Raw genomic sequence first — 23,443 nt, 5'->3', positions numbered from 1 at the left:
GTGCATGAAGTTGGCTATCCGGGAAGCCAGGCGGTTATCAACAAGCCCAAGTGGGTTAGAATAAACCCATGGGTAAACGAATATCTACCGGTTAAAAGGATCCTGCTTTTCCGGGTCCAGTTTCACGCCGGATCCGCCAAAACGATACGCTACTGCCACATTGATTACATAATCCGCAAAGGCGGCATCTCCGGCGCGGGGCTGGCCGGTCGCTTCCTGGGTTTCCAGGTCGGTCAGGCTCTGGGGCCGCTCCCTGCGGACGGCAACCGGCACACTCAGGCTCAGGGCAAACGGGCCGCTCGTGTAGGTGAGGCCCGGGTCGATGGCCAGGACGTTCCCGGGCCTCCTGAAACCGCCGCTCCCCCCAATAACATCTTTTACGGGTACCCCGTCAAACCGCGCCCCGAGCGATCCGGTAATCGCAGGGGAAAAGGGGTGGCTCAGGCCCAGGCGAACGGAATACTGGTCCGGGACGGACATGACGGCTTCGTTTTGCAGGATCGGGCTCAGGGTTTCCCGGAAGGTCCGTACCCCGTTGGTCTCCCTGGGGTTAAACAGGTAAAATCCCCCTCCGTACAGGAAAAGGGACGGGCTGAGTTCCCGATAGAATTGGATTTCGGCAGTAACCCCAAAACCCCCGTCGCCTACCTGGATGGACTGGTCTACCGGACGCACCTCCGGGCCGCCTTCGGGCCCGACATTGTAGAAAATATCGGTGGCCTGGTAGTTGCCTGTTGGCAGTTTCATCCCCAGGGCGATGGCGACATTCCCTTTGGGGAGCGAAGCGGGATCCTGCAGCCAGTAACCGACATTCCACCGGATATCCGCCAGGCCCCTGGAAAAGGTGGTGTTGCGCTGATCCCGCCCGTGTTCGTACAGGGAGGAGCGGGTGTTGATTACCGTAGGGATCACCAGGCTGGCAAACCAGCGGTCTGAGATGCCGTAGGTGGCCACAAAATCCCAGGCGTGGGAGTGGTTGATCACCTCGGTCTCGTTAGCCACCCGGTCCGGTTCTTCCTCAGTGCCGCGAAAATGGCGGAAGGATTTAAAATACCGGTAATTGGCGCTGAGCATCAATCCGCCCTTCGCGAGGATGTTGTTCTCCGGATGTGTGCCGGTACAACTCGAAAAGTGCCGGATTGCGACGCAACCCTGGGCGGAACCCAGGGAAGGGATCAGCATGGCCAGGCATACCAGGACCGGTGACAAGCGGCGTAAGGAATGTTGGGTCATTGTGGTGACGGGTGTTTGTTTCATGGGTATTTAATTGCTTTCGGTTGTTTGTATGGGTTTCCGGCAGCGTTTGTTCAGCCTCCCGCGGCAGACTGGTAATTGTCATGCAGGCCGGGGCGGTGTCCGGGCCTTTGGTTGGCAAGACCCTGGAGAAAGTGCTACCTTTAACCGGGGCAAATCTAGGGGATGCCCCGTATCCCGGCGGCTGGGATGGGGTTAATTGGATTAACGAAAGGTTAATGAAGTTAAACCCGGATTAACGGTTCCGCCGGTAACGATTAATTCGCCTTTTTTGTAGGAGCATTTTGAACAGGAGAGTTCTCTTTATAGCACTTTTTGTGATATCCATCGGCGGGCTGGCTTTTGTCCAGTACCGCTATCTGCGCATCGGGCTGAGCCTGGCGCGGCTGCAATTCGCCCGGCAGATTTCCGATGCCGGGGCGGATATCCGGAGCGGGCTCTACGCTAACAACCAGCTGACGTATCTGCTGGGGAGTGTCCTGGAGCGCGACAGTACGCGCTTTAACACCGGGATGGACCATATGCGGGATGCCTCCAGGCATTTTTTGGAGGACTACCTGAAAGAAAAGCTGATCGACAATGAAATTGATGCGGATTTCACCTTTGAGCTCATGACCCGGGACAGCAGCTACTATCTCGCGTCGGCCGCAGGCAATCGCAGGCCGGACCCCCGGTCTGCCTATCCCATAGAACTGGACGGCTACCTGCCCGAGCGGGTTGGGCAACGGCTGATCCTGCAACTGCAGTTTGCCGACCTGACCACCTATTTCCTGCTGCAGCTCAACGGGCTGACCTTTCCGAGCCTGCTCTTCCTGGCCGGGATCCTGATCGCCGTGCTCTGGGTTTTGCGAACCTATTACTGGCAGGAGCGGACCATTACCACCACCCATGAATTCATCAACAACCTGACCCACGAATTGCGGACGCCGGTATTTTCGATCAGCCTGGCCGCCAAGATTCTCCGGGAAAAGCTGCCGGAAGAGGAAAAGCCCCTGGCCGACACCATCCTGCAGCAAACCGCCCGGGTTTCCGGGCATATCGACCAGGTACTCGAGCTCGGCAACCTGGAGCGGGCCTCCGGGTCCATCCCCATGGAACCCATAAACCTGGCACCGGCGCTCAGGCAGCAATGCGAGCAGTTCGTGGCGCTTTGCGACCTGGAGGGCATCCGGTTTACCCATACCCTCCCGGACGGCCCCCTGCAGATGAACGGATCGGTTTTCCACCTGGAGAATGCGGTGAGCAACCTGCTGGACAATGCGCGCAAATACGGGAAGGGCAGCCCGGTACACCTCGAAGCACGCAGGGATTCGGGAAGGCTGCTCATCTCGGTAAAGGACCAGGGCCCGGGCATGGCCGCAGCCGAGCAGAGGCGCATTTTCAGGAAGTACTACCGGATCCCCGAGGGGGACCGGCAGGAGGTTCGCGGTTACGGCCTTGGGCTGAGCTATGTCAAAACAGTGGTCGACCGGCACCGCGGGAAGATCCGCGTTGAAAGCGAACCCGGCCGGGGGACCGAAATAACCATCGAATTACCACTATCGAACCATGGAAGCGAAAACCTATAAATTGCTGCTCGTAGAGGACGATACCTCCCTGGGGTACCTGCTAACGGAATACCTGGGGATGAAGGGCTTTGACCTGCGATGGATCCAGGCCCCTTCCGAGGTGATGCCGCTTTTGGAGCAACGGGCCTTTGACCTGGTCATCCTCGACGTCATGATGCCCGGCACCGACGGGTTTACCCTGGGCCGCCAAATCCACGATCGCTTCCCGGGCCTGCCTTTTATCTTCCTCACGGCCCGTTCCATGAAGATCGACGTGCTCAAGGGATTTTCGGTGGGGGCCGTAGATTACCTCAAAAAACCGATAGACGAGGAAGAACTGGTCGTCCGGATCGAAACGCTGTTGTCCCGCCTGGAGCCGGTATCCGGCGCCGAGCCGGAAACCACCCTGAAACTGGGCCGGTACACCTTCGATAGCCTGAACCAGAAGCTGCTTATCGACGGGGAAGAACGGTCGCTGACCAATCGGGAAAGCGAATTGCTCGCCCACCTGGCCCGGAACCGGAACAGGCTTTGCACCCATGGGGAAATCCTCAAAAGGATCTGGGGCCGCAACGACTATTTCAACCGGAAGAGCCTGAATGTCTTCATTACCCGCCTGCGCAAACTCCTGGATGCGGACGACTCCCTGAAAATCGAAAACATCCACGGGCAGGGTTTTATTTTCAGGATCCCGGGCAACGGGGATCGCTGAGGGGAAGAATCGCAAAAAAAATGAGGTTCCGGAAACCCCAGGCCTTAGCTGGAAGAATTGACGCTAAATCCGTATTTTGTAAATAAAAAATGCGAAAGATTTGGATGATCCTGCCAGCTGTGCTGATTTTGGGGTGCAGCGACGATGAAAAAGAAGTTTCTACCGAATATCCGCCCGATCCACTGACCGAAATCCCGGATGCCCGTTTTGAAGCTGCGCTGGTTAATTTGGGCTATGATGATACTGTTGACGGGAACGTCAGAACATCGGCTATTGCATTCGTGGAAGACTTGAACCTGGATAACCGGGAAATCGAGAATCTCAGCGGTATTGAGGATTTTAAGGAGTTGGTGAATTTATCCGTTCGTGGAAATAACCTGGAAAATCTCGATCTTTCAGCCAACACGTCCCTGCTATTTATTTGGGCAGAAAATAATGCAATTACTTCACTGAGTATCGGCCAAAACACGGAAATTGAAAAAATCGGTTTGTCCGGAAACCAATTGGAGTCTATCTCGCTGAGTACCTATACGCGATTGCAATTATTGACCCTCGCCAATAACCAAATCAGTCGGCTGGATGTTTCCGCCTTTCCAGATTTGAACACAATGGCCGCCGAGGGCAATCCGCTTAACTGTATCCAGGTCAGTGCAGTCCAATTGGATAATATACCTGGGAACTGGTCAAAGGACGCCACGGCCGAATACAGTGAGGACTGTCCGTAATTTTCGGAGACTGTCCGAAATTTCCGTTGGGTATACGGGGATCCTCGCGCTTTAGCTGACTACATCCGGGCCGATTTGTCAATCACGCCCAACGGTTGTGTAGCAACCGGTAATGCGCCCAAAGCGTTCAGTCCAATAACATTCCGGTTTGTGCCCCCCGTTCCTTTCGGATTCTGAGAGAATGCCTATTTTTAGGAAAAACCGAGTATTAATGGAGGCCTATGCCACCGCCCTGTTGTATGCAATCCCTTTTTTTCTGCTGCTGATGGCAGTGGAAATCGGTTACGGGGCCTGGACCCGGAACCAGAAATACAAGCTGATGGATACCGTGAGCAGCATCAGTTCGGGCCTGACCAATGTGGTCAAGGATTCCCTGGGGCTGGTGGTCGTCCTGGTATCCTATCCGTATTTGCTGGAACACCTGGCGCTCATTGAGATTCGGGCAAGTTGGGGTGTTTGGTTGGTGGCTTTTCTCGCCATCGATTTTGCCGGTTACTGGAATCACCGCCTGAGCCACCGCGTCAACCTGTTCTGGAACCAACACGTCATCCACCACAGCAGCGAAGAATTCAACCTGGCCTGCGCCCTGCGCCAACCGATTTCCAACCTGGTAGGCTATTTCTCCCTGCTGCTGCTGCCGGCCGCGATCCTGGGGGTCCCCGAACAGGTAATCGCCATCCTGGCGCCCATCCACCTCTTTGCGCAATTCTGGTACCACACCCAGCACATCGGGAAGATGGGCTGGCTCGAATACGTGATCGTAACCCCGTCCCAGCATCGCGTTCACCACGCGATCAACCCGGAGTACATCGATAAGAACCTGGGGCAGATACTCTGCGTCTGGGACCGGATGTTCGGGACCTTTCAGGAAGAGCTGCCGGATGTCCCGCCCCAGTACGGCGTGCTGAAGCCCGCCGCCACCTGGAATCCGATCCTGATCAACTTCCAGCATCTCGGGAGGCTGCTGGCCGATGCCTGGCGTACGCGGAGCCTCCGGGACAAATTCCGCATCTGGTTTATGCCCACGGGCTGGCGACCGGCTGATGTAGCCGTCAAGTACCCCCGGAAGGGGATTACGGACGTTTACAATTTCCGCCGGTACGATACCCCTGCGGGCCCGTTGCTGAAAGCTTATGTGATATTTCAACTGGCCGTTACCCTGGCGTTGCTCATTTTTATGTTTTACAATTTCGGTTCCATCGGGTCTTCCGGACTCCTGCTTTCGGGCGGGCTCCTGTTTGCGGGAATCTTCGGGTTTACCGCCCTGATGGACGGGCAGCGGTTTGCCCCGTTGATTGAAGTTTTGCGCGCCCTGGCCGGCGGGTGGCTTATCTACAGGACCGGCGACTGGTTCGGGCTCGATGCGTATTGGGCCCTGGGCAGTACGGCTGTGGCCGTATATTTTGGCATCACCCTGGCCGGGGGCATTTATTTCGGTACCCGGACCCGGCCTGCGAGGGATGCGCCCCTGGCGTACTGATCCGGGCAGAAAATAAAAAGGATGAAACGTCGGGGTGACAATTTCCGAACCATCCGCTCAACCCCTACATTTAAAATTTCAACGAATATGCGACCCTATATACTTGCAGAAACGAATTGGAAGGCCCTGAAGGAGACCCGGTTTGACCTGGCCATCCTTCCCTGGGGAGCCACGGAAGCCCACAATTACCACCTGCCCTACGGGACGGATAACTACGAAGCGGATGCCCTGGCTGCGGCAGCGGCCGCTCATGCCTGGGAAGCGGGTGGCCGGGTGGTGGTCCTGCCGACCATTCCGTTCGGGGTCAATACCGGGCAGGCGGACATCTACCTGGACATGAACCTGAACCCGAGCACACAGCTCGCCATACTGGATGATGTGGCGGCTACCCTCCACCGCCATGGCATTCAAAAACTGGTCGTGTTCAACAGTCATGGCGGGAATAATTTCAAAGCCCTCCTGCGGGAACTCGGCCTGAGGTACCCGGACCTCTTTGTATGCATGACCAATTGGTTCCGGGCGATGGATCGGGAGACGTATTGGGAAGCCCCCGGGGACCATGCCGATGAGGCGGAAACCAGCCTGATGCTGCACCTTCGGCCGGACCTGGTACTTCCCAGGGAATCCTGGGGGGACGGGGCTTCCCGGAAATTCCGTATCGAGGGGCTCAACCAGGACTGGGCCTGGGCCGAACGAAAATGGTCCGAAGTGAGTGCGGATACCGGGGTAGGGGATCCTTCAGCGGCATCCGCGGAAAAGGGTGCCCGGTTTTTCAGGGACGTAAGCCGGAAGATCGGCGCATTCCTGCTGGAACTCTCCCGGGCCGATCCGGCGGATATGTACGGGTAGCGCTACTCTTTGGGCAATTCGCGTTGCACCAGGTCGATATAGGCCTGCATAGCCCCTTCCGGGGTAACGTTCCGGGCCTGGATGAGTGCGTTGGCCTTAAAGGCGTTGATCAGGGGCTTTTTACTCCCGGGATGGCTGTAATCCTTGTTGGCTATGCGGTAGTAGGCGTAGAGTTTCAACAGGAAATCAGCCGGCAGGGGCTTGGTATAGCTGTTGACGCGGTCAACTGCCTGCCTGAACCGCGTATGGAGGTCTTCACTCATCATCCCGTTGTTGTGGTAGGGTTGCTATACACGTCTGGGCGCCGCGGACTTTTTGCTGAAGCCTGGCGGTTATCGTACTGTTCAGGGGCAGGATCACATCTACCCGGGAGCCGAATTTTATAAAACCCGAATCCTCGCCCTGCTGAACGCTTTCGTCTTCTTCTGCATAATTCACAATGCGCCTGGCCATGGCTCCTGCAATTTGGCGATACATGATTTCGCCGAATTTGGGCGTCCGGATCACCACGGTGGTCCGCTCGTTCTCTTCGCTCGATTTCGGGTGCCAGGCCACCAGGTATTTGCCCGGGTGGTACCTGGAGTAGGTAATCACCCCGCTGGCCGGATATCGGGTTACGTGCACGTTGATGGGCGACATGAAGATGGAGATCTGGATGCGCCGGTCGCGGAAATATTCCTTCTCTTCGATTTCTTCGATTACCACCACCTTCCCGTCTACCGGGGCGAGGATTTCATCAAAGTTTTTGGGGGCTATCCGCCTGGGGTTTCGGAAAAACTGCAGGATCAGGATCAGGACGACAATTGCCGCAACCTGTACCCCGATACGCCACGGGGCCGATACGACATGGTGTTCGGCCACGACGGCCAGTAGTGCACAAAGCACAAAGGTGATCAGGATAATCCGTTGGCCTTCCCTATGAAACATAGCTGAGAATTAATAATGTCAAATATGCAAAAGGCGCGGCAAATACCAAACTGTCCAGGCGGTCCAGCATCCCCCCGTGTCCGGGCAGGATGGCCCCGCTGTCTTTGATGCCGGCTGCGCGTTTCAACCGGGACTCGATCAGGTCGCCGTAGGTCCCCATGCCGACCAGCACGAGCCCGAGTACCACCCACTCCCAGGTGTGCAGTACCGGGGTGAGGTATCCCAGTAGGGCCGAAGCGGCTATTGCGAATACCATCCCCCCGAGGGTCCCCTCTATCGTCTTTTTCGGCGATACAGAGGGAAACAACTTGTGTTTGCCGATGGTTTTGCCCACCAGGTAGGCAAAGGAATCGTTCACCCAGATCAGGATAAAAATACCCGTTATCAGGTATTTGGCAAAAACGTCGTCCTTGTAGGGGATCATGGTCAGGAAAATGCAGCCCCCGCCGATATAAAAAAGCCCGACGAGGAACTTCTGCAAATTGGTAAAGGGATTTTTGCGTTTGCTGTACAGCCAGGCCATCAGGGTAATATTCACAACCAGGGTCAGCATGAGCAGCAGCCGGATCAGTATTACGTCCCGGGTCAGGTAGATAAACACCCACCACAGCCCCAGGTAGGCGATAAAGATGTAATACCCCCTGAGGAGCACCAGGCGCTTGTATTCGTAGAGGCAGGCCAGGCCAAAGACCATAAAGAGGAAATCGAAGGCGTCCGAACTGAGGAAGACCGCGGAGAGCAGGAGTAAAACGTAAAGTACGCCCGTGATCAGGCGTCTGAATACCTCCCTCATGGCTACAGATCCTCCAATAAGAGCAGGTACAGGTGTTTTGAACTACTGCCGTAGGTGAGAAAATCCTTGGCGTTTTCGGTGGTTGGCTGGAAGTGTTTCAGCGTGGTGATGTTCGCCGGGATTCGATTTTTGTACTTTTTCTTGATGATTTTGAGGCCTTCCCCAATAGATTCCACCAGCTGGCTGGTGGTGGCGAAGACGATGATGTTCTCCGGGAGTTCGCCCAGCTTCTTCTCCAGCAACTGGTTGGAGCAAACCAGGATGGACCCGTTCTGGGCCACCAGGTGTTCGCAGGTGGTAAAAAAGACCCCGCTTTGGGCGCTTTTGGATGAAAATCGGAGGTTTTCGTTTTTAAAACGCTCCTCCAGGGCGGGGTTCATCACAAAAAAAGAGGCCTCCTGCCATTGGTTCTCCTCCACGATGTTTTTCAGGGCTTCCCGGACCTCCTCAAAATTATCGCAATAGATAAATTTGCCGCCGTTTTTCTTGAACTGAATCGTAAACTTCTCGTCGACAGGAATTTGCAAATCGGGCATATGCACGCCCCGTGTCTGAACCGTTTCCTTGGAACGCTTCTTCTTCTTTCCTCCTCCGAAAAGTTTATCAAATAGCCCCATGAACTGATATTCGTATTGCGGCTACCGCACCGGCACCCGCGTACGACCGCTTAATTCTCTTTTTCAACGGTCTTCTCCTCCTGTTCTTCCGGTGATTCGGGATCCTTGCCGCCGGCCGGTTTTGAAGCCTTGGGCTCCGCGTCGTTCTCCGAACCGTCAGCCTCCGCAGCCCCCTTGTCGCCCGCGTCAGGCGCATCGAGGGTTTTCTCCTGCCCGAGCTTGTCGAATTTTTCAAACGGGCGCTTCCCGAAGATCTTTTCCAAATCCTCCTTAAAGATAACTTCTTTGTCCAACAAACGCTCGGCCAGTTCAATTAATTTGTCCTTGTTCTTCTTGAGGACATCGATGGCCCGCGCGTACTGCGCTTCGACAATCCGGGAAATTTCCTGGTCGATTTTTCGGGCGGTTTCCTCACTGTAAGGCTTGGTGAACCCGTATTCGTTCTGTCCGGAAGAATCGTAATACGTCAGGTTGCCGATGGCTTCGTTCAACCCGTAGATGGTAACCATGGCGCGCGCCTGTTTCGTCACCTTTTCCAGGTCGCTGAGCGCCCCGGTTGAAATCTTGTCGAAGATCACTTTTTCCGCAGCGCGTCCTCCCAGGGTGGCACACATCTCGTCCAGCATCTGTTCGGTGCGAACCAGCAGGCGTTCTTCAGGCAGGTACCAGGCTGCCCCCAGGGATTGCCCCCGCGGGACGATGGTCACCTTTACCAGGGGGGCGGCGTGCTCCAGCATCCAGCTCACCGTGGCGTGCCCGGCCTCGTGGTAGGCGATGGTTTTTTTCTCCTCCGGGGTGATGATCTTGTTTTTCTTCTCAAGCCCGCCGACAATCCGGTCCACCGCGTCCAGGAAGTCCTGCTTGGTCACCGCCTTGCGCTCCTTCCGCGCGGCGATCAGTGCGGCTTCGTTGCAGACGTTGGCGATGTCCGCCCCCGAGAAACCGGGCGTCTGCCGGGCCAGGAAGTCCAGGTCCAGAGTCTCGGCTGTCTTGATGGGGCGCAGGTGCACCTCAAAAATCTCTTTTCGCTCCCGGATATCCGGCAGGTCCACGTAGATCTGCCGATCGAACCGCCCGGCCCGCATGAGCGCTTTATCGAGCACATCGGCCCGGTTGGTGGCGGCCAGTACGATCACGTTCGTATTTGTGCCAAACCCGTCCATCTCCGTCAGGAGCTGGTTCAGCGTATTTTCACGTTCGTCGTTGGATCCGGTAAAGTTGTTTTTACCCCGGGCGCGGCCGATGGCGTCGATTTCATCGATGAAGATGATAGCCGGCGATTTGTCTTTGGCCTGTTTGAACAGGTCGCGGACCCGGGAGGCCCCGACCCCGACAAACATCTCTACGAAATCCGATCCGGACAGGGAGAAAAAGGGCACTTTGGCTTCCCCGGCAACGGCCTTGGCCAGGAGGGTCTTTCCGGTTCCGGGCGGCCCCACGAGGAGGGCCCCTTTCGGGATTTTCCCGCCCAGGGAGGTGTATTTATCCGGGTTTTTCAGGAATTCCACAATTTCCTCCACTTCCTCCTTGGCGCCTTCCAGGCCGGCTACATCCTTGAAGGAGGTACGCGTATCGGTTTTCTCGTCAAAGAGCTTGGCCTTGGATTTCCCGATATTGAATATCTGGCCGCCGGCACCGCCACCGGCCCCGCCGGACATCCGGCGCATCAGATAGATCCAGATCCCGATAATCAGGACAAAGGGGAGGATGGTCAGGAGGAGTTCCATAAACACATTGGACTCCGTATCGTAGTCCACAACAGTGTCCAGGTTGTTCTCCTGCTTGATTTTCTTGATGTCGTTCTCGAAGTTCTGCAGGTCGCCGTAGTCCAGCACGTACTGGGGGACGCTGCCCGAACTCAGGGAGAAGGGCTGGTCGGATACATCCCGGTGCACGTCCTTGGTCATGGCTTCCTCGGTGAGGTATACCCGTGCCTGACGCGTATTGGTGATGATCAGAATTTTATCGATATCCCCGTTCCGGAGAAATTCCTGAAGTTCCGACGTAGTCGTTTTACTGGTGGGCGACAGGCTGTCGCTACCGAAGAACTGGAAGCCGATGAGGAATACGATGATTAAACCGTATATCCACCAGGAACTGAATCGCGGCTTTTTTTGGGGGGTTTTATTGTCTTTTGCCATTGTTTCTTAGTTGTAGCTGCTTTCGACGAGCGTCACCTTGGCATCTCCCCAAAGTCCCTCAATATCATAGTACTCCCGAACGTGCTTCTGGAACACGTGGACGACGACATTTACATAGTCCATCAACACCCATTCGGCATTTTCCGAACCTTCTACATGCCAGGGCTTGTCATTAATAGCTTTGCTAACTGTTTTCTGAATGGAATTTACGATGGCATTGACATGTGTGTTGGAGGTTCCGTTGCAAATCACAAAATAATCGCAAACCGTATTGTCAATGGCCCTTAAATCGAGCAGGTTTATATCTAATCCTTTTACTTCTTCTATTCCATGTAAAATTAAGGCAATCAATTCATCTGCACTTGCTTCCCTTTTCGTCATCCAAAAGTTTTAGGTTTCTACAAAGTTATTATTTTTTTGTTTTTTTAGGCACTGTTTTTAACATAAGCTTCACGGCCCTGCCGGCCCCTATGCAACGAATCAAACTCCCTGCCACAGATTCCACAAACGCCTATTTAAAGCGATTGTTGCGAGAACGCGAATTGCCCGACGGCACGCTGGTTTCTGCCGGGGTGCAGACAAGGGGAAGGGGACAGCGGGGGTCCGGTTGGAAATCAGAGGAGGGTAAAAACCTGACATTCAGTATTCTGAAGCGATTTTCAGGCTTTCCTGCCCGGGAGCATTTTCGGCTGAATATGGCGGTATCCCTGGCGATAGTCAGCGTCCTGGACGCCCTGGAAATCCCCGAAATTTCTGTAAAATGGCCGAACGACATTCTGTCAGGTCCGTATAAGGTCTGCGGAATCCTGATCGAAAATGCCCTGCAATCCGGCGGGATCACCCACAGCATCGTCGGAATCGGCCTCAACGTGAACCAGCGGGCATTCCCCGGCCTGCCGGCTGCCGCATCCCTGGCTGTCCGGGCCGGTCGCAACCTGGACAGGGACCAGCTCCTGGACCGTCTCCAGGAGGCCCTTTGGAAAGAGCTGTCAGGTCTGGAGTCGCAGCCTTCGCCGGAGCCGCCCTTGCGCTATGGGTCGCTGCACGACCGCTATGAGGCCCGCCTTTTCAGGAAAGGGGCCGAGTCCAAATTCAGTACGGCAGACCGCGGTCTCTTTGCGGGTGTCATACAGGGGGTGGATGCGGAAGGCCGCTTGCTGGTTGCCACCGGCGAACGGCAGGTCCGGGCCTTTGGATTTAAGGAGATCCGGTTGCACTACGGCCCGGAAGCCCGGTAAGGGCTGGGGGTTCCCCCGGTATCAAACCCGGGCCAGGTTGGTGCTCAATGTACCCAGGAAATTCGTGATAGGGCCCTTAACCATCATGGCCATCATCGCGTTGAAGGTCCCTTCGAATGTAAGTTGGACCTCGCTCTTCCCTGCGGAAATTTCCCGAATATCTGCCGTCAGGGTAAACGGGAGTTTGTCGCTGGCCGCCCCGAGAACCAGCTGGTTGGGGGGGTCTTCGGATTTTCGTTCCAGGACGATTTCCGGCATGCCCTTCAGCGCGAAGCGGAAAGTATCCGGCCCGAGTACCTCAAAGGTCTGGATGTTTTCAGGCATGAGTTGTTCAAAATTCGATAGGTCGCTCAGGAAGGCAAACGTGGCCTCCGGGCCTTTCTCGAGCTGTACGGCGGGTGATTCTAAATACATATCAGTTGTTCCATTCTTGGGGGTTTCTGCGCCATTCGCGCAGGGTTTCCATCTGGTCCGGCTGGATGTAGCCGGATTCGGATGCCAGGCCAATCAGGTGGCCGTAAGTGCTGAGGGTATGGACCGGGATGCCCCGCCTGGCAATATTTTCCGCCGCGACGTCAAAGCCATAACTGAAAATACCCAGCATACCCAAAACCTGCAACCCGGCCTTGTCCAGGGCCGCGATGGCGTTCAGGCTGCTCTTGCCGGTGCTGATCAGGTCTTCGATCACCACGACGCGCTGGCCGGTTGTAGCCTGGCCCTCAATCTGGTTTTGCCGCCCGTGCGACTTGGGTTCGGGACGGACGTATGCAAAGGGCAACCCGAGTTTTTCGGCCACCAGCATACCGATGCCGATGGCGCCTGTGGCAACCCCCACCACCAGGTCCGGCCGCCCGTATTGTTCCGTGAGCTGGTGCGCCAGTTGCCCGGCGATGTACTCCCGTATATCCGGGTAGGACAGTACAATGCGGTTGTCGCAATAGATAGGGGATTTCCACCCGGAAGCCCAGGTAAAGGGATTTTCAGGTTTTAATTTTATTGCATTAATTTGCAGCAGCAGCTCTGCGGTTTTCCGAGCCGTTTCATCATCTAAAACCATGCTGTAAATGTATAAAGTTTTTGTGAATGAAAGGCCCCTGATTTTGACAGACAAAATCGTGGAGTCCGCGGAAGGGGAATACTTTATGATGAATGACGACGCAGTGCAGACTGCCGTAGAGTCCCTTTCGAAGAAAAAACTCAGCAAAGCCTTTATCTACCACCCGAACATCGAGGAGATCCTCAATAAGTTCGCGGCCAAGATCCCGCTCACCGTGGCGGCCGGAGGCGTGGTGACCAACCCGCAGGGAAAGGTCCTTTTCATCTACAGGAACAAAAAGTGGGATTTACCCAAGGGGAAGATCAAGAAAAAGGAAAGCCTGGAGGAGTGCGCCCTCCGGGAGGTAAAAGAAGAAACCGGCGTCAAGGGCCTGAGAATCGAAAACCATCTGCGCACCACCTACCACGTCTTCAAGCGCAAGGGGAAATACCACCTCAAGGAAGTGCACTGGTACGCTATGAAAACGGATTATTCCGGCAAATTGAAGGGCCAGAAAAGCGAGGGGATCAAGAAAGTCAAATGGAAGGGGCCCCGGAAGATTCAGAAAGCGCTGAAGAAATCCTATATCAATATCCGCATCCTGTTTGAACCGCCTGCGGAAAGCCTCTGATCCGCAGGAAGCTTCCGGCCCGGAAAATTCGCTGAAACTGTCCCGGGGAAACCCTTTCATCCGCGGACCCCACTTTATTTACAAAACTATTCAAGCCGGTATACCGGATACTGCAGGTGGGCTGCTTCGTAGTGCGGACTCTGCATGTAGATCCAATTGAGCTGGCGGTAGCCGGAATCGGCAAAGCCCGGGACCGAATCCCGCATGCGTTGGAATTTTTTCCGCAACAGGGAATCGCCGGCCAGGAGTTCCGCTGCAGTCTCCTCGAAGACGTAGGGGGAGAACCCCTCTTTTTGCTGGAGGATGGTGTCGAAGAAATTCCAATTGAAAAATGAATCCGGCGCCATGGGCTCCAGGGTTTCCAGGAGATAGCGCACCCCGGGCTGGTCGGTGGGGACCACCAGGTCGCCCGCGTGGAAATCCCGCCTGACGGTATCGGCGGTTACGCTTGTGGCGTAATGCGGGTAGTGCCCCTCATAGGCCTGCTGGTACGTGCTGTAATCCGCGATGCGATAGGAGGTAACCCCCAGGGTGGTATCCCGCTCCAGGGCCCGGTAGCGAATGTTGTTCCACTCCAGGCGCTCCACCACCCGGGTCCACTGACGGGGGATGATGTAGGCCTCGGGAATTCGCACCGAGTCCGTGGGCCGGAACTGGTTGTAATACCGGACCCGGGTTTCCACGGGGCGGTTCCTGTCATACTGAAGCCGGGGTTGCCCGCTAACCGCGCTGGGAATCGTATCGGCCTGGTATCCCTTGAAATCGAGCATCCGGAACTGCGTACTGTCTGCTTTCCAGCCCAGCGGGTAGCCGGAGCCGGGTACCCAGGACGCTTTTGTCTGCCCGCGGTGCTCCCGGAGGGCTTCGCGCCGTTCCGCCACCAGTGCCATCAACGACTCCATAAGGGCGTAGGTTCCGGCAACCCGCTGGTCATAGGGTTTGAGCATGTGGGTTTCCAGCATCATCCCGGGCGTATTCCAAAGAGCGGCATACCCCGTGGAATACCGCGGGGAGTCCATAAACTGGCTGAACCCGGACTCCGGGGGGCGGTTAAATACATTTACATAGGGAGTAATCTCCCAGTCGTTGCGCGCAAGGGATGTTTCGAGTGCGGTTCGCAGGCTGTCTTCCAGGTACCCCCCAAGCGGCCCCCCGAGTTTGTTGTGCTGTGTGAAAAGGTGGGTAAGCGTGTATTGGTAATCCGCCCCGTTGCTCACGTGGTTGTCCAAAAAGAAATCCGGTTCAACCAGATGGAAAATCTGTGCAAATGTCCGGGCATTCCGGGTATCCATTTTTACAAAATCCCGGTTGAGGTCGTAGTTGCGCGCATTTCCCCGGAACCCGTAGGATGCCGGCCCGTTTTGATTGGCCCGCGAACCGCTGTTCCGGTTGAGCGCTCCCCCCACGTTATATACGGGAATTACCGCAACCACCAGTTTTTCAGGAACTTGTAGTTTGCCTGCCGCCAGGTCGCGCAGCAGCAGCATACTGGCGTCGATCCCGTCGCTTTCACCCGGGTGGATGCCGTTGAGGATCAATAAAATGGCATGCTCCCGGCGCAGGCGCTCAAAATTGAAATCCCCTTCGGGGCTATAGGTCACCAGGTGAAGGGGTTTGCCGCTGTCGGTAGCACCCAGGGTCTGTACGTTTACTTCCGGGTATTCCCGGGCCAGTTGCAGGTAGAAATCAATGGTTTCGGCGTAGGTCGCCGTGGTATTCCCGTCGCCGGATTCAAAAGGCGTGGGGAATTCCGACCGGGCGTCTTCGGCTTGCTTTTCGCATCCCGCCGTAAGGATTGCCAATGCCAGCAGGCACCACTGTAAAGTCCGCATGGATTGCCGATTTGTAGTTTACGGCAAAGGTACCAAATAAGGTGTCAAATATCGTTCCCTATGCGGCCCGTGTAATTTCCTCCAGGTCGCTGAGGCGGATGGGTTTGTTCCGGTATTCCAGGATATGGCTGGTGCGCGTCTTGAAGTTTTCAAATCGATCCAGGTCGTTCGGGTCGATGGAAGAAGTGACGATGTTGATGCGGATGGGCCGCGGACAGGGCAATTGGATAAAAGCCTCCAAAAATTGCCAGCCGTCCATAATGGGCATGTTGATGTCCAGGAAAACCACGTCGGGCAGGTTGCCGCCCTGTTCGAGCAATTCCTCAATTTTCTGCAGGGCCAGCTGCCCGTTGGCAAATGAGTCAATCGCTGCCGCCGCATCGAGGGCCATCAGCATTTTACGGATCCCGAAAACTGTGATCGGATCGTCGTCGATAATAAAGATTTGGTCAACCTTGTTCATCCAGGAAAATTTTAAAAATCGTACCCTCCCCGACCGTACTGCTGGTCTGGATCCGGCCATTCATGGCCTCCACCTGGTTTTTGGTGATATACAAACCGATACCCCGGGCTTCCGGGTGGTTGTGGAATGTCTTGTACATGCCGAATAACTTGTCCCCGTATTTTTTCAGGTCGATCCCCAGTCCGTTGTCCGAAATCACCAGGACGTCCTGCCCCCCGGATTTTTCATAGGAGAGGCGCACTTCGGGTACCCGTTCGGGGTGCCGGTATTTGACCCCGTTGGTGATAAAATTGATCAGGATACTGTCCAGGTAGGTAGGGATGGCACGCATGACAGCCTCCGGCGGGATTTCGTTGAATACTTTGGCATTGTGGGATTTCAGGAATTCCGACAGGTGCTGTTGGGCAGCGTGTACCGCCCGGTGCAGGCGGACCTCCTTCTTTTCCATCCGCACATTTGTATTGATGGCGATCACCTCGTTGAGGTTTTCGAGGGTCTCCAGCAGGTTGTCCGAAGCATTGTTGAGCATGCCCAGGATCCGGTTGCGTTCCTCCCCGTCGGGTTCGGAGGAAAGGAAATCCAGCAGCATCGAAAAATTGGCGCTGTGCGACCGGAGGTTGTGGGAGACGATGTGCGCAAAATTCACGAGCTTTTTATTCTGCTGGGAGGAAACGTCGATCAGTTGCCGCAATTCGGATTCCTTTTGTTTCAGGTCGGAAATATCCATGCTGAGGCCCAGAAGGCCGTAGACCTCGCCGTCTTCGTCAAAAAGCGGGATTTTGGAACTCAAAAAGTGCGTGACTTTTCCATCCTTGCGTACAGAAATGGTCTCCTTGCCCAACAACGGGGTCCCGTTGTTCAGGACAAAGAGGTCCTCATCGCGGGATTCCTGGGCAATTTGCCGGTTGTAGAGTTCAAAGTCTGATTTTCCGAGCAGTTCATCCGCGTCGGATACCCCGAGGTAGGCGCATTCCGCCTTGTTTACGAGGATTTTCCGGGATTCCAGGTCCTTGATATAGACGTTAAGCGGGAGGTTGTCTACCACTGTTCGTAGCAGGTTTTCGCTCTCCGTAGACCGCTGGTGGGAGATATTGGCTTCGGTAACGTCCTGGATGGTCCCGATCAGCCCGATATAGATGCCGTCCTTGTAGAGCGGCTTCCCGGTGGCGATTACCCAGAGTTCCTTTCCGGTTCGGGAAACGATTTTCAGCTTTTCCTTCCAGGGTTGCCCGGTTTCCATCGCCTTATATACCGCCATGGAGATTGCATTTCGCGAATAGCCTTCCTTGTAGAATTCAATGCCGTCGTCAATTGTTGGTTTGTAGTCGTCCGGGACCTCGTGGATTTTGCGGGTCATCGGGCACCAGCTGAGTTTCTCCGTAAAGGCATTGTATTCCCAGCTGCCGATGCGGGCATTCACCGCCTTGGCTTCCAAAAGGATTTGCGTTTTTTCGTACTGGAGTTCCTTTTGGATCCGGTCGGTGATGTTGGTAATTTGAAGGATAACGCCAATGACGTTTTCATTTTTGTCGTACCAGGGCGTATTGCTCGACTCGTACCAGTGTTCCTCGTTGTCGGAGGTCACAAAGCGGTCGATGCCTTTTTTGCCGTCAGTTCCCTTCAGGCAGCGTTGCATGACGCCGATCAGGTGTTCCGGGGCCTGGGGGAGGACTTCGGAAATCCTACGTCCAAACAGGTTTTTTTTGTCGAAATGAAAAGTCTCGATAAAGGTATCCGATGCGTGGACCACTTCGAGGTCCCGATTGAGGAATGCCGTAGGGCTGGGTATTTGTGAAATCAGAAAACTCTGTGCGTGTACTTGCGTCTCCTTCAAAACTCATCAGATATTTCCTACGAAAATACTGGGATTCCTATTATATGTGCAAGTATTGTTGTGAACTGCCCCCAATTCGTGGTGAGGCGGTCTATTTATGGGGTTGGACGTCCCTGTATTCCGGGGATCCGGCCCGTGTTTCAGGTTCGACCGGACCCGGTATCAGGATTTGCACAGGTGCCGGGCGTCAGAATCTTACAGTATCCGGTACGAGCCCGGTATAGTCACCGCCATTGCGGATGACATCCCGGACAATGGACGAACTGATATAGGATTTTCCGGAAGAGGTGAGCAAAAAAACGGTTTCGATCTCCGAAAGCTTCCGGTTGGTATGGGCGATGGCTTTCTCAAACTCAAAATCGGCCGGGTTTCGCAGGCCGCGAAGGATGAACCCGGCGTCTACCTTCCGGCAAAAGTCCACGGTGAGCCCGCTGTAGGATTGTACGCTGATGGCGGGCGTATCGCGGAACGCCTCCCGGATAAAATCCATGCGCTGTTCGAGTCCGAACATATAGGATTTTTCAGCATTCTCCCCAATGGCGATGATCAACTCGTCAAAAAGGGAGACGCCCCGTTGGATAATGTCGTAATGCCCCAGGGTGATCGGGTCAAAGGACCCCGGAAAGACAGCGCGTTTCATGCCGGTTTGCAGTTTGGTTGTTTAAAGCTAACCATTTTTGTCCAAAGCGTCCGCAATGGCGCTCCCGAACAGTTCGGTAAGCGAGATGCCGGCACAGGCGGCCTGCTGGGGCAGGATGCTCGCCTCGGTAAGCCCGGGGGTGGTGTTTACTTCGAGCAAGTGGGGCTCCCCATCCACCAGGATAAACTCCGAGCGGCTGTACCCGGTCATCCGGAGCCGGTCGTAGATCCGCGCCGCGAGCTCCCGAACTTTTTCTGCAGTGTCTTCCGGGATCCGGGCCGGGGTAATTTCCCGCGACTTGCCTTCGTATTTGGCCTGGTAGTCGAAGAAATCGTTTTCCGAAACGATTTCGGTGATGGGCAGTACGCGGGTGGCCCCCTGGTAGCGGATCACCCCCACGGAGACCTCGGTGCCCTGGAGGGCTGCTTCGATCAGGATTTCGTCGTCTTCCTTCAGGGCGTTTTCAACAGCGGCCTGCAGGCCGGAGGCTTCCCGAACCAGGCTCACCCCGAAACTGCTGCCCGCCCGGTTGGCCTTTACAAAACACGGCAGGCCCACCGCATCCAGGATGGCCTGCTGGTTGAGCTCCTGGCCCCTGTCCAGGTGGTAGGACCGGGCAGCCGGCACCCCGGCGGATTTCAGGATACCCAGCAGGTCGCGTTTATTAAAGGTAACCGCCGCCTGGTAAAAACCGCAGGAAGTCTGGGGCATGCCGATCAATTCAAAATAGGCCTGCATCAGACCGTTTTCCCCCGGGGTACCGTGTATGGCATTGAAGACGCAGTCGAACCGGAGTGTGCCGTCCTCCAGTTCGACGCTGAAGTCGTGCCGGCTGACGGGGTATTCCCGGCCGGAATCCCCCAGCATCACCCATTTATCGCGGCGGATCAGGATGCGGTACGGGTCGTATTGATCGCGGTCCAGCCACTTGCAGACAACCTCCCCGCTTTTCAGGGAAATTTCGTATTCGCTGGAATAGCCGCCCATGATCACGGCAATTTTTTTGGTGGATCCCATGCTGTGGATTGCGTTAAATTGATCGTAAGACCGGCCCAATTTAATTAAAAAACAGGCGGGTTTCCTATATTTGTGGGGTTAATAAGAACCGTATGCGCAACTTCCTGAATTTTCTACGCTCCCGGGTATTTTTGATCAACCTGGCACTCGCCCTGGTGGCGGTCGTGGTGATTTCCTTTGTGACGCTGCAGTGGCTCGAGAGCACTACCCGCCACGGGGAGTTTGTGCAGGTACCCGACCTGGGGCGGATGTCCGTTCCCGAGATGCGCCAGGCGGTAGAGGCAGCCGGGTTGCGTTACGAGGTGGTGGACTCTGCCAATTTTGACCCGGAGTACCCGCGGTTTTCGATTATCGAGCAAAACCCGCCGGCGGGCAACCGCGTCAAGGAGAACCGGAAAATCTACGTGACGGTGAACCCGTCGGGATACAAGAAAGTCAGCGTCCCGGACATCATCCAGGTAACCCAACGCAATGCGGAGTCCATGTTGCGGGCCGTTGGCCTGGAGGTGGAACGCGTCACCTACATCGACGAACTGGGCAAGGATATGGTCTATCGCATCCGGCACGACGGCAAATACATCAACCCGGGCGACAAACTACCGAAAACCTCCCGGGTAGAACTGATCTGCGGCAACGGGAATATCCCGGATCAGGCCCGGATCCAATCGGAATCCGATTGAGCATGGCAGCGCACTCCCAACAGGAAGACCCGGAAGAAGACGAATTATTTGAGCATTACAGCTTTACCGCGGATACGGGCCAGAAACCCCTCCGGGTAGACAAATTCCTGATGACCCGCATCCGGAACGCCACCCGCAACAAGATCCAGCAGGCGGCCCGGGACGGCAATATCCGGGCCAACGAACAGGTGATCAAACAAAATTACCGCGTCAAACCCGGGGATACGATCCGCGTGTTGTTCGAACACCCGCCTTACGAGAACCTCTTGTTGCCCGAGGACATCCCGCTGGATATTGTCTATGAGGACGAGGTGCTGCTGGTGGTAAACAAGCCAGCCGGGATGGTGGTCCACCCGGGCCACGGAAATTATACCGGTACCCTGGTCAATGCCCTGGTCCACCACCTGGACCAGCTTCCGTTAAATTCGGATAATCGCCCGGGCCTCGTCCACCGCATCGACAAGGAGACCTCCGGCCTGCTGGTCATTGCCAAGACGGAAGCCGCCATGGCCAACCTGGCCCGGCAATTTTTCGACAAGACCACCCGGAGGGAGTACCTGGCCCTGGTCTGGGGGAATGTTGCCGACGATTCGGGCACCGTGGAGGGGCCTATCGGCAGGAACCCGAAAAACCGGCTGCAGATGCAGGTGTTCCCGGACGGCTCCCAGGGCAAGGAGGCCGTGACGCATTACCGGGTTGAGGAACGCCTGGGGTATGTCACCCTGGTTTCCTGCAGGCTGGAAACCGGACGGACCCACCAGATCCGCGTCCATATGCAGCACATTGGCCATACAATCTTCAACGACTCCCGCTATGGGGGCGACCGCATCCTCAAGGGGACTTCTTTTACCAAGTACAAACAGTTTGTGGAGAACGCCTTCAAGATCCTGCCCCGTCAGGCCCTACATGCCAGGACCCTTGGCTTTACCCACCCGCTGAGCGGGAAGGAGCTGGATTTTGAGGCCCCGGTGCCTGAAGATATGGCGGCCTGTATTATCAAATGGCGGGACTACGCAAAGCACCGCCTGGAATAGAAGCAGGCGATGGCGGTATAAACAACATCCCTGGTACGCGCTTACCCATTTCACCTCTGCTTTGTATTTTTAACCCCCAAAACTGAACGCTATGAAAATTGTCCTGTCCCCGGCCAAATCCCTGGATTTTGAAACCGGGCTGCCCACGGAGCGGTATTCGCAACCCCGGTTTACCGAGGAAGCCGCCCGGATCAATAAAGTGCTGGCCAAGAAAAAACCGCGCTCCCTGGCGCGCCTGATGGACATATCCCAGGAACTCTCCGAATTGAACTGGACCCGCAACCAGGAATTTTCCCTCCCGTTTACACCCGGGAATGCACGCCCGGCGGTATTCGCGTTCAACGGGGACGTCTACCAGGGACTCGACGCCTATACGCTGGAACCGGGTCAATTGGACGCCCTCCAGGAGAAGCTCCGGATTCTCTCCGGTCTCTACGGCCTGCTCCGTCCGCTGGACCTGATCCAGCCGTATCGCCTGGAGATGGGCACCCAATTGCGGTTGGGGAGGAAAAAGAACCTGTATGAGTTCTGGAAGAAAAAACTCACCGACCAGTTAAATTCGGAAATGGCGGAGGGGGATGTACTGGTCAACCTGGCGAGTAAGGAGTATTTCAGCGCCCTGGACAGCAAGAACCTCAAAGCCCCGGTGGTAACCCCGGTTTTTAAGGATTGGAGCAAGGACAAGCTCCGGATCATCAGTTTCTTTGCCAAAAAGGCGCGGGGTTCCATGGTGCGGTACATCCTGGATCAGGGGATCGACCGGCCGGAAGGATTGCTGGGATTCGATTACGACGATTACCAGTACAGCAAGGAACACACCCTGCGGGAAGACCAGCCCGTTTTTGTGCGATGAAAGGAGGGCCCGGTACCGTCGTACCGGCGCAGGCTCAGGCCTGGGAAGCATCCCGGAGGAGCCCCCTGCGAACCCGCTGTCAGGATTTGCCCTTGATATTGATTTTTTCCTCTACCGGAGTTTTTTTCCGGATTTTACGGGGGCGCCTGGCGCCAAAGGATTTGTTGGCGATTTTACCCCTTTTCGTCTTTTTGTCTCCCTTGCCCATTGTCGCGTAGTTTGTTCCTACTAATTTAGGCAATTTGAGAGGAACCGTCAAGCGGGGCAACGCGATCTCGCTTAAGGAAATTGGCGGCTGAAATAATACGCCCCAAAGGAAGAATGCCGGCTGCCCCCAAAGGAAGAATGCCCGGCTGCCCCCCAATGAAGAATGCCCGGCTGAAGGTAAATCCCCGGAACATGTTTGAGCACGTCCATCCATACCCGCCTTTTGTATTTGAGCGAGCCACGCGCTGGGTAGTGGGTACGCTGCCGCCGCCGCGGTTTACCACCGGGGAATTGCTGCCGGGGGATGTGGATTTTTGCTACGGCAGCCGCGACGGCCAGCTCTGGCCCATCCTGGACCGGATTTTTAACCTGGGCCTAAAATTCGAGAATACGGCAGAGGCTATCGACCAGAGAAAGCGCTTTTTGATGGCCCGCGGCATTGGCATTTGTGATATTGTAGACCGTGCCCGCCGGGAAAAGGTGGATGCCTCGGACACCGGGATGCGGGAGATCCGGCTGCGCGACCTGACCGGACTGCTGCGGCAATTCCCGTCGGTGGATACCCTCCTCTTTACGGGAGGCAACAGCAAGAATGGCCCGGAATACCTCTTCCGCAGGCACCTGGCCGATTCGGGGCTCAGGCTCAGTTCGGTGGTGGACCGGGTTCCCCGTATCCACCGGTTCGTCCTGCCCGGTAAGGGCGGTTCCAACCGGGAAATCCGGACGGTTTCCCTTACTGCGCCTTCCGGTTCTGCCAACCGGGCCGTAGGCAGCATGCCGGCATACAAGTCGCGAAAAGCGGCCGATCCTGCCTATACCACCCTGGACTTCAGGGTGGAGCAATACGAACCGTTTTTCTAGCGGATTTTGTTGGTTTTGTGTACGTGTTGCCATATTTTGTTATTCGGGCCGGGAATGCCTTGAATATCCCGG

The 23,443-nt window shown here is 55.8% G+C and carries 26 protein-coding genes; 11 read left to right on the top strand and 15 right to left on the bottom strand.

Annotation, left to right across the window (positions count from 1 at the left end; all coding sequences use genetic code 11):
* Positions 1 to 84: 84 nt before the first annotated feature.
* On the bottom strand, positions 85 to 1,257 hold the full coding sequence (locus RB2501_RS14760; protein WP_202944102.1) for a hypothetical protein: 1,173 nt from the start codon (positions 1,255 to 1,257) through the stop codon (positions 85 to 87).
* A gap of 314 nt (positions 1,258 to 1,571) precedes the next feature.
* Between RB2501_RS14760 and RB2501_RS14755 the strand changes: the two genes are divergently transcribed.
* The 5 genes from RB2501_RS14755 (at position 1,572) to RB2501_RS14735 (ending at position 6,567) form a co-directional block, all read left to right on the top strand.
* Positions 1,572 to 2,822, top strand: a complete 1,251-nt coding sequence (locus tag RB2501_RS14755; protein ID WP_015755667.1) for a sensor histidine kinase — start codon at positions 1,572 to 1,574, stop codon at positions 2,820 to 2,822.
* Positions 2,803 to 3,513: a response regulator transcription factor gene (locus RB2501_RS14750; RefSeq protein WP_015755666.1), complete on the top strand. Its 711-nt coding sequence runs from the start codon at positions 2,803 to 2,805 to the stop codon at positions 3,511 to 3,513. The genes RB2501_RS14755 and RB2501_RS14750 overlap by 20 nt, the downstream gene beginning before the upstream one ends.
* 89 nt (positions 3,514 to 3,602) lie before the next feature.
* Positions 3,603 to 4,238 (top strand): leucine-rich repeat domain-containing protein, encoded by a 636-nt coding sequence (locus RB2501_RS14745; protein ID WP_148214398.1) that lies wholly within the window; start codon positions 3,603 to 3,605, stop codon positions 4,236 to 4,238.
* Positions 4,239 to 4,449: 211 nt separating this feature from the next.
* Entirely contained in the window at positions 4,450 to 5,718 is a 1,269-nt protein-coding gene (locus RB2501_RS14740; protein ID WP_015755664.1) for a sterol desaturase family protein, read from the top strand.
* Positions 5,719 to 5,805: 87 nt separating this feature from the next.
* Positions 5,806 to 6,567, top strand: coding sequence for a creatininase family protein (locus tag RB2501_RS14735; RefSeq protein ID WP_015755663.1), 762 nt, complete (start codon positions 5,806 to 5,808; stop codon positions 6,565 to 6,567).
* A 2-nt stretch (positions 6,568 to 6,569) separates the two neighbouring features.
* On the opposite strand, the gene RB2501_RS14730 is transcribed toward RB2501_RS14735, so the two are convergent.
* From RB2501_RS14730 to rsfS, 6 genes are read right to left on the bottom strand one after another with little or no spacing between them, the layout of a single operon-like run.
* A complete protein-coding gene (locus tag RB2501_RS14730) occupies positions 6,570 to 6,833 on the bottom strand; it encodes an acyl-CoA-binding protein (RefSeq protein ID WP_015755662.1) in 264 nt (87 codons plus the stop codon).
* Positions 6,823 to 7,494 carry a phosphatidylserine decarboxylase family protein gene (locus RB2501_RS14725; protein WP_015755661.1) on the bottom strand — a complete coding sequence of 224 codons (672 nt, stop codon included), beginning with the start codon at positions 7,492 to 7,494 and terminating at the stop codon, positions 6,823 to 6,825. The genes RB2501_RS14730 and RB2501_RS14725 overlap by 11 nt, the downstream gene beginning before the upstream one ends.
* Positions 7,484 to 8,287 carry a phosphatidate cytidylyltransferase gene (locus RB2501_RS14720; RefSeq protein ID WP_015755660.1) on the bottom strand — a complete coding sequence of 268 codons (804 nt, stop codon included), beginning with the start codon at positions 8,285 to 8,287 and terminating at the stop codon, positions 7,484 to 7,486. The genes RB2501_RS14725 and RB2501_RS14720 overlap by 11 nt, the downstream gene beginning before the upstream one ends.
* Positions 8,288 to 8,289: 2 nt before the next feature.
* Positions 8,290 to 8,904, bottom strand: a complete 615-nt coding sequence (locus RB2501_RS14715) for an LUD domain-containing protein (RefSeq protein ID WP_015755659.1) — start codon at positions 8,902 to 8,904, stop codon at positions 8,290 to 8,292.
* A 50-nt stretch (positions 8,905 to 8,954) separates the two neighbouring features.
* Positions 8,955 to 11,045, bottom strand: coding sequence for an ATP-dependent zinc metalloprotease FtsH (gene ftsH / locus RB2501_RS14710; protein ID WP_015755658.1), 2,091 nt, complete (start codon positions 11,043 to 11,045; stop codon positions 8,955 to 8,957).
* A gap of 6 nt (positions 11,046 to 11,051) precedes the next feature.
* On the bottom strand, positions 11,052 to 11,426 hold the full coding sequence (gene rsfS / locus RB2501_RS14705) for a ribosome silencing factor (protein WP_015755657.1): 375 nt from the start codon (positions 11,424 to 11,426) through the stop codon (positions 11,052 to 11,054).
* Positions 11,427 to 11,515: 89 nt separating this feature from the next.
* Between rsfS and RB2501_RS14700 the strand changes: the two genes are divergently transcribed.
* The gene (locus RB2501_RS14700; protein WP_015755656.1) at positions 11,516 to 12,283 is read left to right on the top strand and encodes a biotin--[acetyl-CoA-carboxylase] ligase; all 768 of its coding nucleotides are present in this window, start codon (positions 11,516 to 11,518) and stop codon (positions 12,281 to 12,283) included.
* A 21-nt stretch (positions 12,284 to 12,304) separates the two neighbouring features.
* On the opposite strand, the gene RB2501_RS14695 is transcribed toward RB2501_RS14700, so the two are convergent.
* Together RB2501_RS14695 and pyrE are read right to left on the bottom strand one after the other, a co-directional pair.
* Entirely contained in the window at positions 12,305 to 12,697 is a 393-nt protein-coding gene (locus RB2501_RS14695; protein WP_015755655.1) for an SRPBCC family protein, read from the bottom strand.
* A gap of 1 nt (position 12,698) precedes the next feature.
* A complete protein-coding gene (gene pyrE / locus RB2501_RS14690; RefSeq protein ID WP_015755654.1) occupies positions 12,699 to 13,340 on the bottom strand; it encodes an orotate phosphoribosyltransferase in 642 nt (213 codons plus the stop codon).
* A 7-nt stretch (positions 13,341 to 13,347) separates the two neighbouring features.
* Here pyrE and RB2501_RS14685 point away from each other — a divergent pair, with 7 nt between their 5' ends.
* Positions 13,348 to 13,950 (top strand): NUDIX domain-containing protein, encoded by a 603-nt coding sequence (locus RB2501_RS14685; RefSeq protein WP_015755653.1) that lies wholly within the window; start codon positions 13,348 to 13,350, stop codon positions 13,948 to 13,950.
* 86 nt (positions 13,951 to 14,036) lie between these two features.
* On the opposite strand, the gene RB2501_RS14680 is transcribed toward RB2501_RS14685, so the two are convergent.
* The 5 genes from RB2501_RS14680 to RB2501_RS14660 all read right to left on the bottom strand — a co-directional run bounded on the left by RB2501_RS14680 (position 14,037) and on the right by RB2501_RS14660 (position 19,736).
* Positions 14,037 to 15,782 (bottom strand): M14 family metallopeptidase, encoded by a 1,746-nt coding sequence (locus RB2501_RS14680; protein ID WP_015755652.1) that lies wholly within the window; start codon positions 15,780 to 15,782, stop codon positions 14,037 to 14,039.
* A gap of 58 nt (positions 15,783 to 15,840) precedes the next feature.
* On the bottom strand, positions 15,841 to 16,245 hold the full coding sequence (locus RB2501_RS14675; protein WP_015755651.1) for a response regulator: 405 nt from the start codon (positions 16,243 to 16,245) through the stop codon (positions 15,841 to 15,843).
* Positions 16,232 to 18,079 carry a PAS domain-containing sensor histidine kinase gene (locus RB2501_RS15905; protein WP_015755650.1) on the bottom strand — a complete coding sequence of 616 codons (1,848 nt, stop codon included), beginning with the start codon at positions 18,077 to 18,079 and terminating at the stop codon, positions 16,232 to 16,234. Before RB2501_RS15905 ends, RB2501_RS14675 begins: the two co-directional genes overlap by 14 nt.
* 187 nt (positions 18,080 to 18,266) lie before the next feature.
* Positions 18,267 to 18,719: a pantetheine-phosphate adenylyltransferase gene (coaD, locus tag RB2501_RS14665; RefSeq protein WP_015755649.1), complete on the bottom strand. Its 453-nt coding sequence runs from the start codon at positions 18,717 to 18,719 to the stop codon at positions 18,267 to 18,269.
* 27 nt (positions 18,720 to 18,746) lie between these two features.
* Complete coding sequence (locus RB2501_RS14660) at positions 18,747 to 19,736, bottom strand: D-alanine--D-alanine ligase (protein WP_015755648.1); 990 nt, start codon at positions 19,734 to 19,736, stop codon at positions 18,747 to 18,749.
* A gap of 92 nt (positions 19,737 to 19,828) precedes the next feature.
* Between RB2501_RS14660 and RB2501_RS14655 the strand changes: the two genes are divergently transcribed.
* The 3 genes from RB2501_RS14655 (at position 19,829) to yaaA (ending at position 22,303) form a co-directional block, all read left to right on the top strand.
* Positions 19,829 to 20,416 (top strand): PASTA domain-containing protein, encoded by a 588-nt coding sequence (locus RB2501_RS14655; protein WP_015755647.1) that lies wholly within the window; start codon positions 19,829 to 19,831, stop codon positions 20,414 to 20,416.
* A gap of 2 nt (positions 20,417 to 20,418) precedes the next feature.
* Entirely contained in the window at positions 20,419 to 21,450 is a 1,032-nt protein-coding gene (locus tag RB2501_RS14650; RefSeq protein WP_015755646.1) for an RluA family pseudouridine synthase, read from the top strand.
* Positions 21,451 to 21,541: 91 nt separating this feature from the next.
* Positions 21,542 to 22,303 carry a peroxide stress protein YaaA gene (gene yaaA, locus RB2501_RS14645; RefSeq protein ID WP_015755645.1) on the top strand — a complete coding sequence of 254 codons (762 nt, stop codon included), beginning with the start codon at positions 21,542 to 21,544 and terminating at the stop codon, positions 22,301 to 22,303.
* A 79-nt stretch (positions 22,304 to 22,382) separates the two neighbouring features.
* Here yaaA and RB2501_RS16525 read toward each other — a convergent pair whose 3' ends face one another.
* A complete protein-coding gene (locus tag RB2501_RS16525) occupies positions 22,383 to 22,511 on the bottom strand; it encodes a 30S ribosomal protein THX (protein ID WP_015755644.1) in 129 nt (42 codons plus the stop codon).
* A 191-nt stretch (positions 22,512 to 22,702) separates the two neighbouring features.
* Between RB2501_RS16525 and RB2501_RS14640 the strand changes: the two genes are divergently transcribed.
* Positions 22,703 to 23,371 (top strand): uracil-DNA glycosylase family protein, encoded by a 669-nt coding sequence (locus tag RB2501_RS14640; protein WP_041327916.1) that lies wholly within the window; start codon positions 22,703 to 22,705, stop codon positions 23,369 to 23,371.
* Positions 23,372 to 23,443 lie beyond the last annotated feature (72 nt).

This window comes from Robiginitalea biformata HTCC2501, assembly GCF_000024125.1.
Taxonomy (GTDB): Bacteria; Bacteroidota; Bacteroidia; order Flavobacteriales; family Flavobacteriaceae; genus Robiginitalea; species Robiginitalea biformata.
Note: the sequence above shows the minus strand (reverse complement) of the source record. Positions and strands in the feature narration are given on the sequence as shown.

What these genes read in the sequence shown, in the direction of transcription:
- RB2501_RS14760 (WP_202944102.1), bottom strand. Translation starts at nt 1,257, where the DNA reads ATGAAACAAACACCCGTCACCACAATGACCCAACATTCCTTACGCCGC.
- RB2501_RS14720 (WP_015755660.1), bottom strand. Translation starts at nt 8,287, where the DNA reads ATGAGGGAGGTATTCAGACGCCTGATCACGGGCGTACTTTACGTTTTA.
- RB2501_RS14685 (WP_015755653.1), top strand. Translation starts at nt 13,348, where the DNA reads ATGTATAAAGTTTTTGTGAATGAAAGGCCCCTGATTTTGACAGACAAA.
- RB2501_RS14715 (WP_015755659.1), bottom strand. Translation starts at nt 8,904, where the DNA reads ATGGGGCTATTTGATAAACTTTTCGGAGGAGGAAAGAAGAAGAAGCGT.
- RB2501_RS14735 (WP_015755663.1), top strand. Translation starts at nt 5,806, where the DNA reads ATGCGACCCTATATACTTGCAGAAACGAATTGGAAGGCCCTGAAGGAG.
- coaD (WP_015755649.1), bottom strand. Translation starts at nt 18,719, where the DNA reads ATGAAACGCGCTGTCTTTCCGGGGTCCTTTGACCCGATCACCCTGGGG.
- rsfS (WP_015755657.1), bottom strand. Translation starts at nt 11,426, where the DNA reads ATGACGAAAAGGGAAGCAAGTGCAGATGAATTGATTGCCTTAATTTTA.
- RB2501_RS14650 (WP_015755646.1), top strand. Translation starts at nt 20,419, where the DNA reads ATGGCAGCGCACTCCCAACAGGAAGACCCGGAAGAAGACGAATTATTT.
- ftsH (WP_015755658.1), bottom strand. Translation starts at nt 11,045, where the DNA reads ATGGCAAAAGACAATAAAACCCCCCAAAAAAAGCCGCGATTCAGTTCC.
- RB2501_RS14680 (WP_015755652.1), bottom strand. Translation starts at nt 15,782, where the DNA reads ATGCGGACTTTACAGTGGTGCCTGCTGGCATTGGCAATCCTTACGGCG.
- RB2501_RS14675 (WP_015755651.1), bottom strand. Translation starts at nt 16,245, where the DNA reads ATGAACAAGGTTGACCAAATCTTTATTATCGACGACGATCCGATCACA.
- RB2501_RS14730 (WP_015755662.1), bottom strand. Translation starts at nt 6,833, where the DNA reads ATGATGAGTGAAGACCTCCATACGCGGTTCAGGCAGGCAGTTGACCGC.
- RB2501_RS14700 (WP_015755656.1), top strand. Translation starts at nt 11,516, where the DNA reads ATGCAACGAATCAAACTCCCTGCCACAGATTCCACAAACGCCTATTTA.
- pyrE (WP_015755654.1), bottom strand. Translation starts at nt 13,340, where the DNA reads ATGGTTTTAGATGATGAAACGGCTCGGAAAACCGCAGAGCTGCTGCTG.
- RB2501_RS16525 (WP_015755644.1), bottom strand. Translation starts at nt 22,511, where the DNA reads ATGGGCAAGGGAGACAAAAAGACGAAAAGGGGTAAAATCGCCAACAAA.
- RB2501_RS14745 (WP_148214398.1), top strand. Translation starts at nt 3,603, where the DNA reads ATGCGAAAGATTTGGATGATCCTGCCAGCTGTGCTGATTTTGGGGTGC.
- RB2501_RS14740 (WP_015755664.1), top strand. Translation starts at nt 4,450, where the DNA reads ATGGAGGCCTATGCCACCGCCCTGTTGTATGCAATCCCTTTTTTTCTG.
- RB2501_RS14640 (WP_041327916.1), top strand. Translation starts at nt 22,703, where the DNA reads ATGTTTGAGCACGTCCATCCATACCCGCCTTTTGTATTTGAGCGAGCC.
- RB2501_RS14750 (WP_015755666.1), top strand. Translation starts at nt 2,803, where the DNA reads ATGGAAGCGAAAACCTATAAATTGCTGCTCGTAGAGGACGATACCTCC.
- RB2501_RS14725 (WP_015755661.1), bottom strand. Translation starts at nt 7,494, where the DNA reads ATGTTTCATAGGGAAGGCCAACGGATTATCCTGATCACCTTTGTGCTT.
- yaaA (WP_015755645.1), top strand. Translation starts at nt 21,542, where the DNA reads ATGAAAATTGTCCTGTCCCCGGCCAAATCCCTGGATTTTGAAACCGGG.
- RB2501_RS14655 (WP_015755647.1), top strand. Translation starts at nt 19,829, where the DNA reads ATGCGCAACTTCCTGAATTTTCTACGCTCCCGGGTATTTTTGATCAAC.
- RB2501_RS14660 (WP_015755648.1), bottom strand. Translation starts at nt 19,736, where the DNA reads ATGGGATCCACCAAAAAAATTGCCGTGATCATGGGCGGCTATTCCAGC.
- RB2501_RS14695 (WP_015755655.1), bottom strand. Translation starts at nt 12,697, where the DNA reads ATGTATTTAGAATCACCCGCCGTACAGCTCGAGAAAGGCCCGGAGGCC.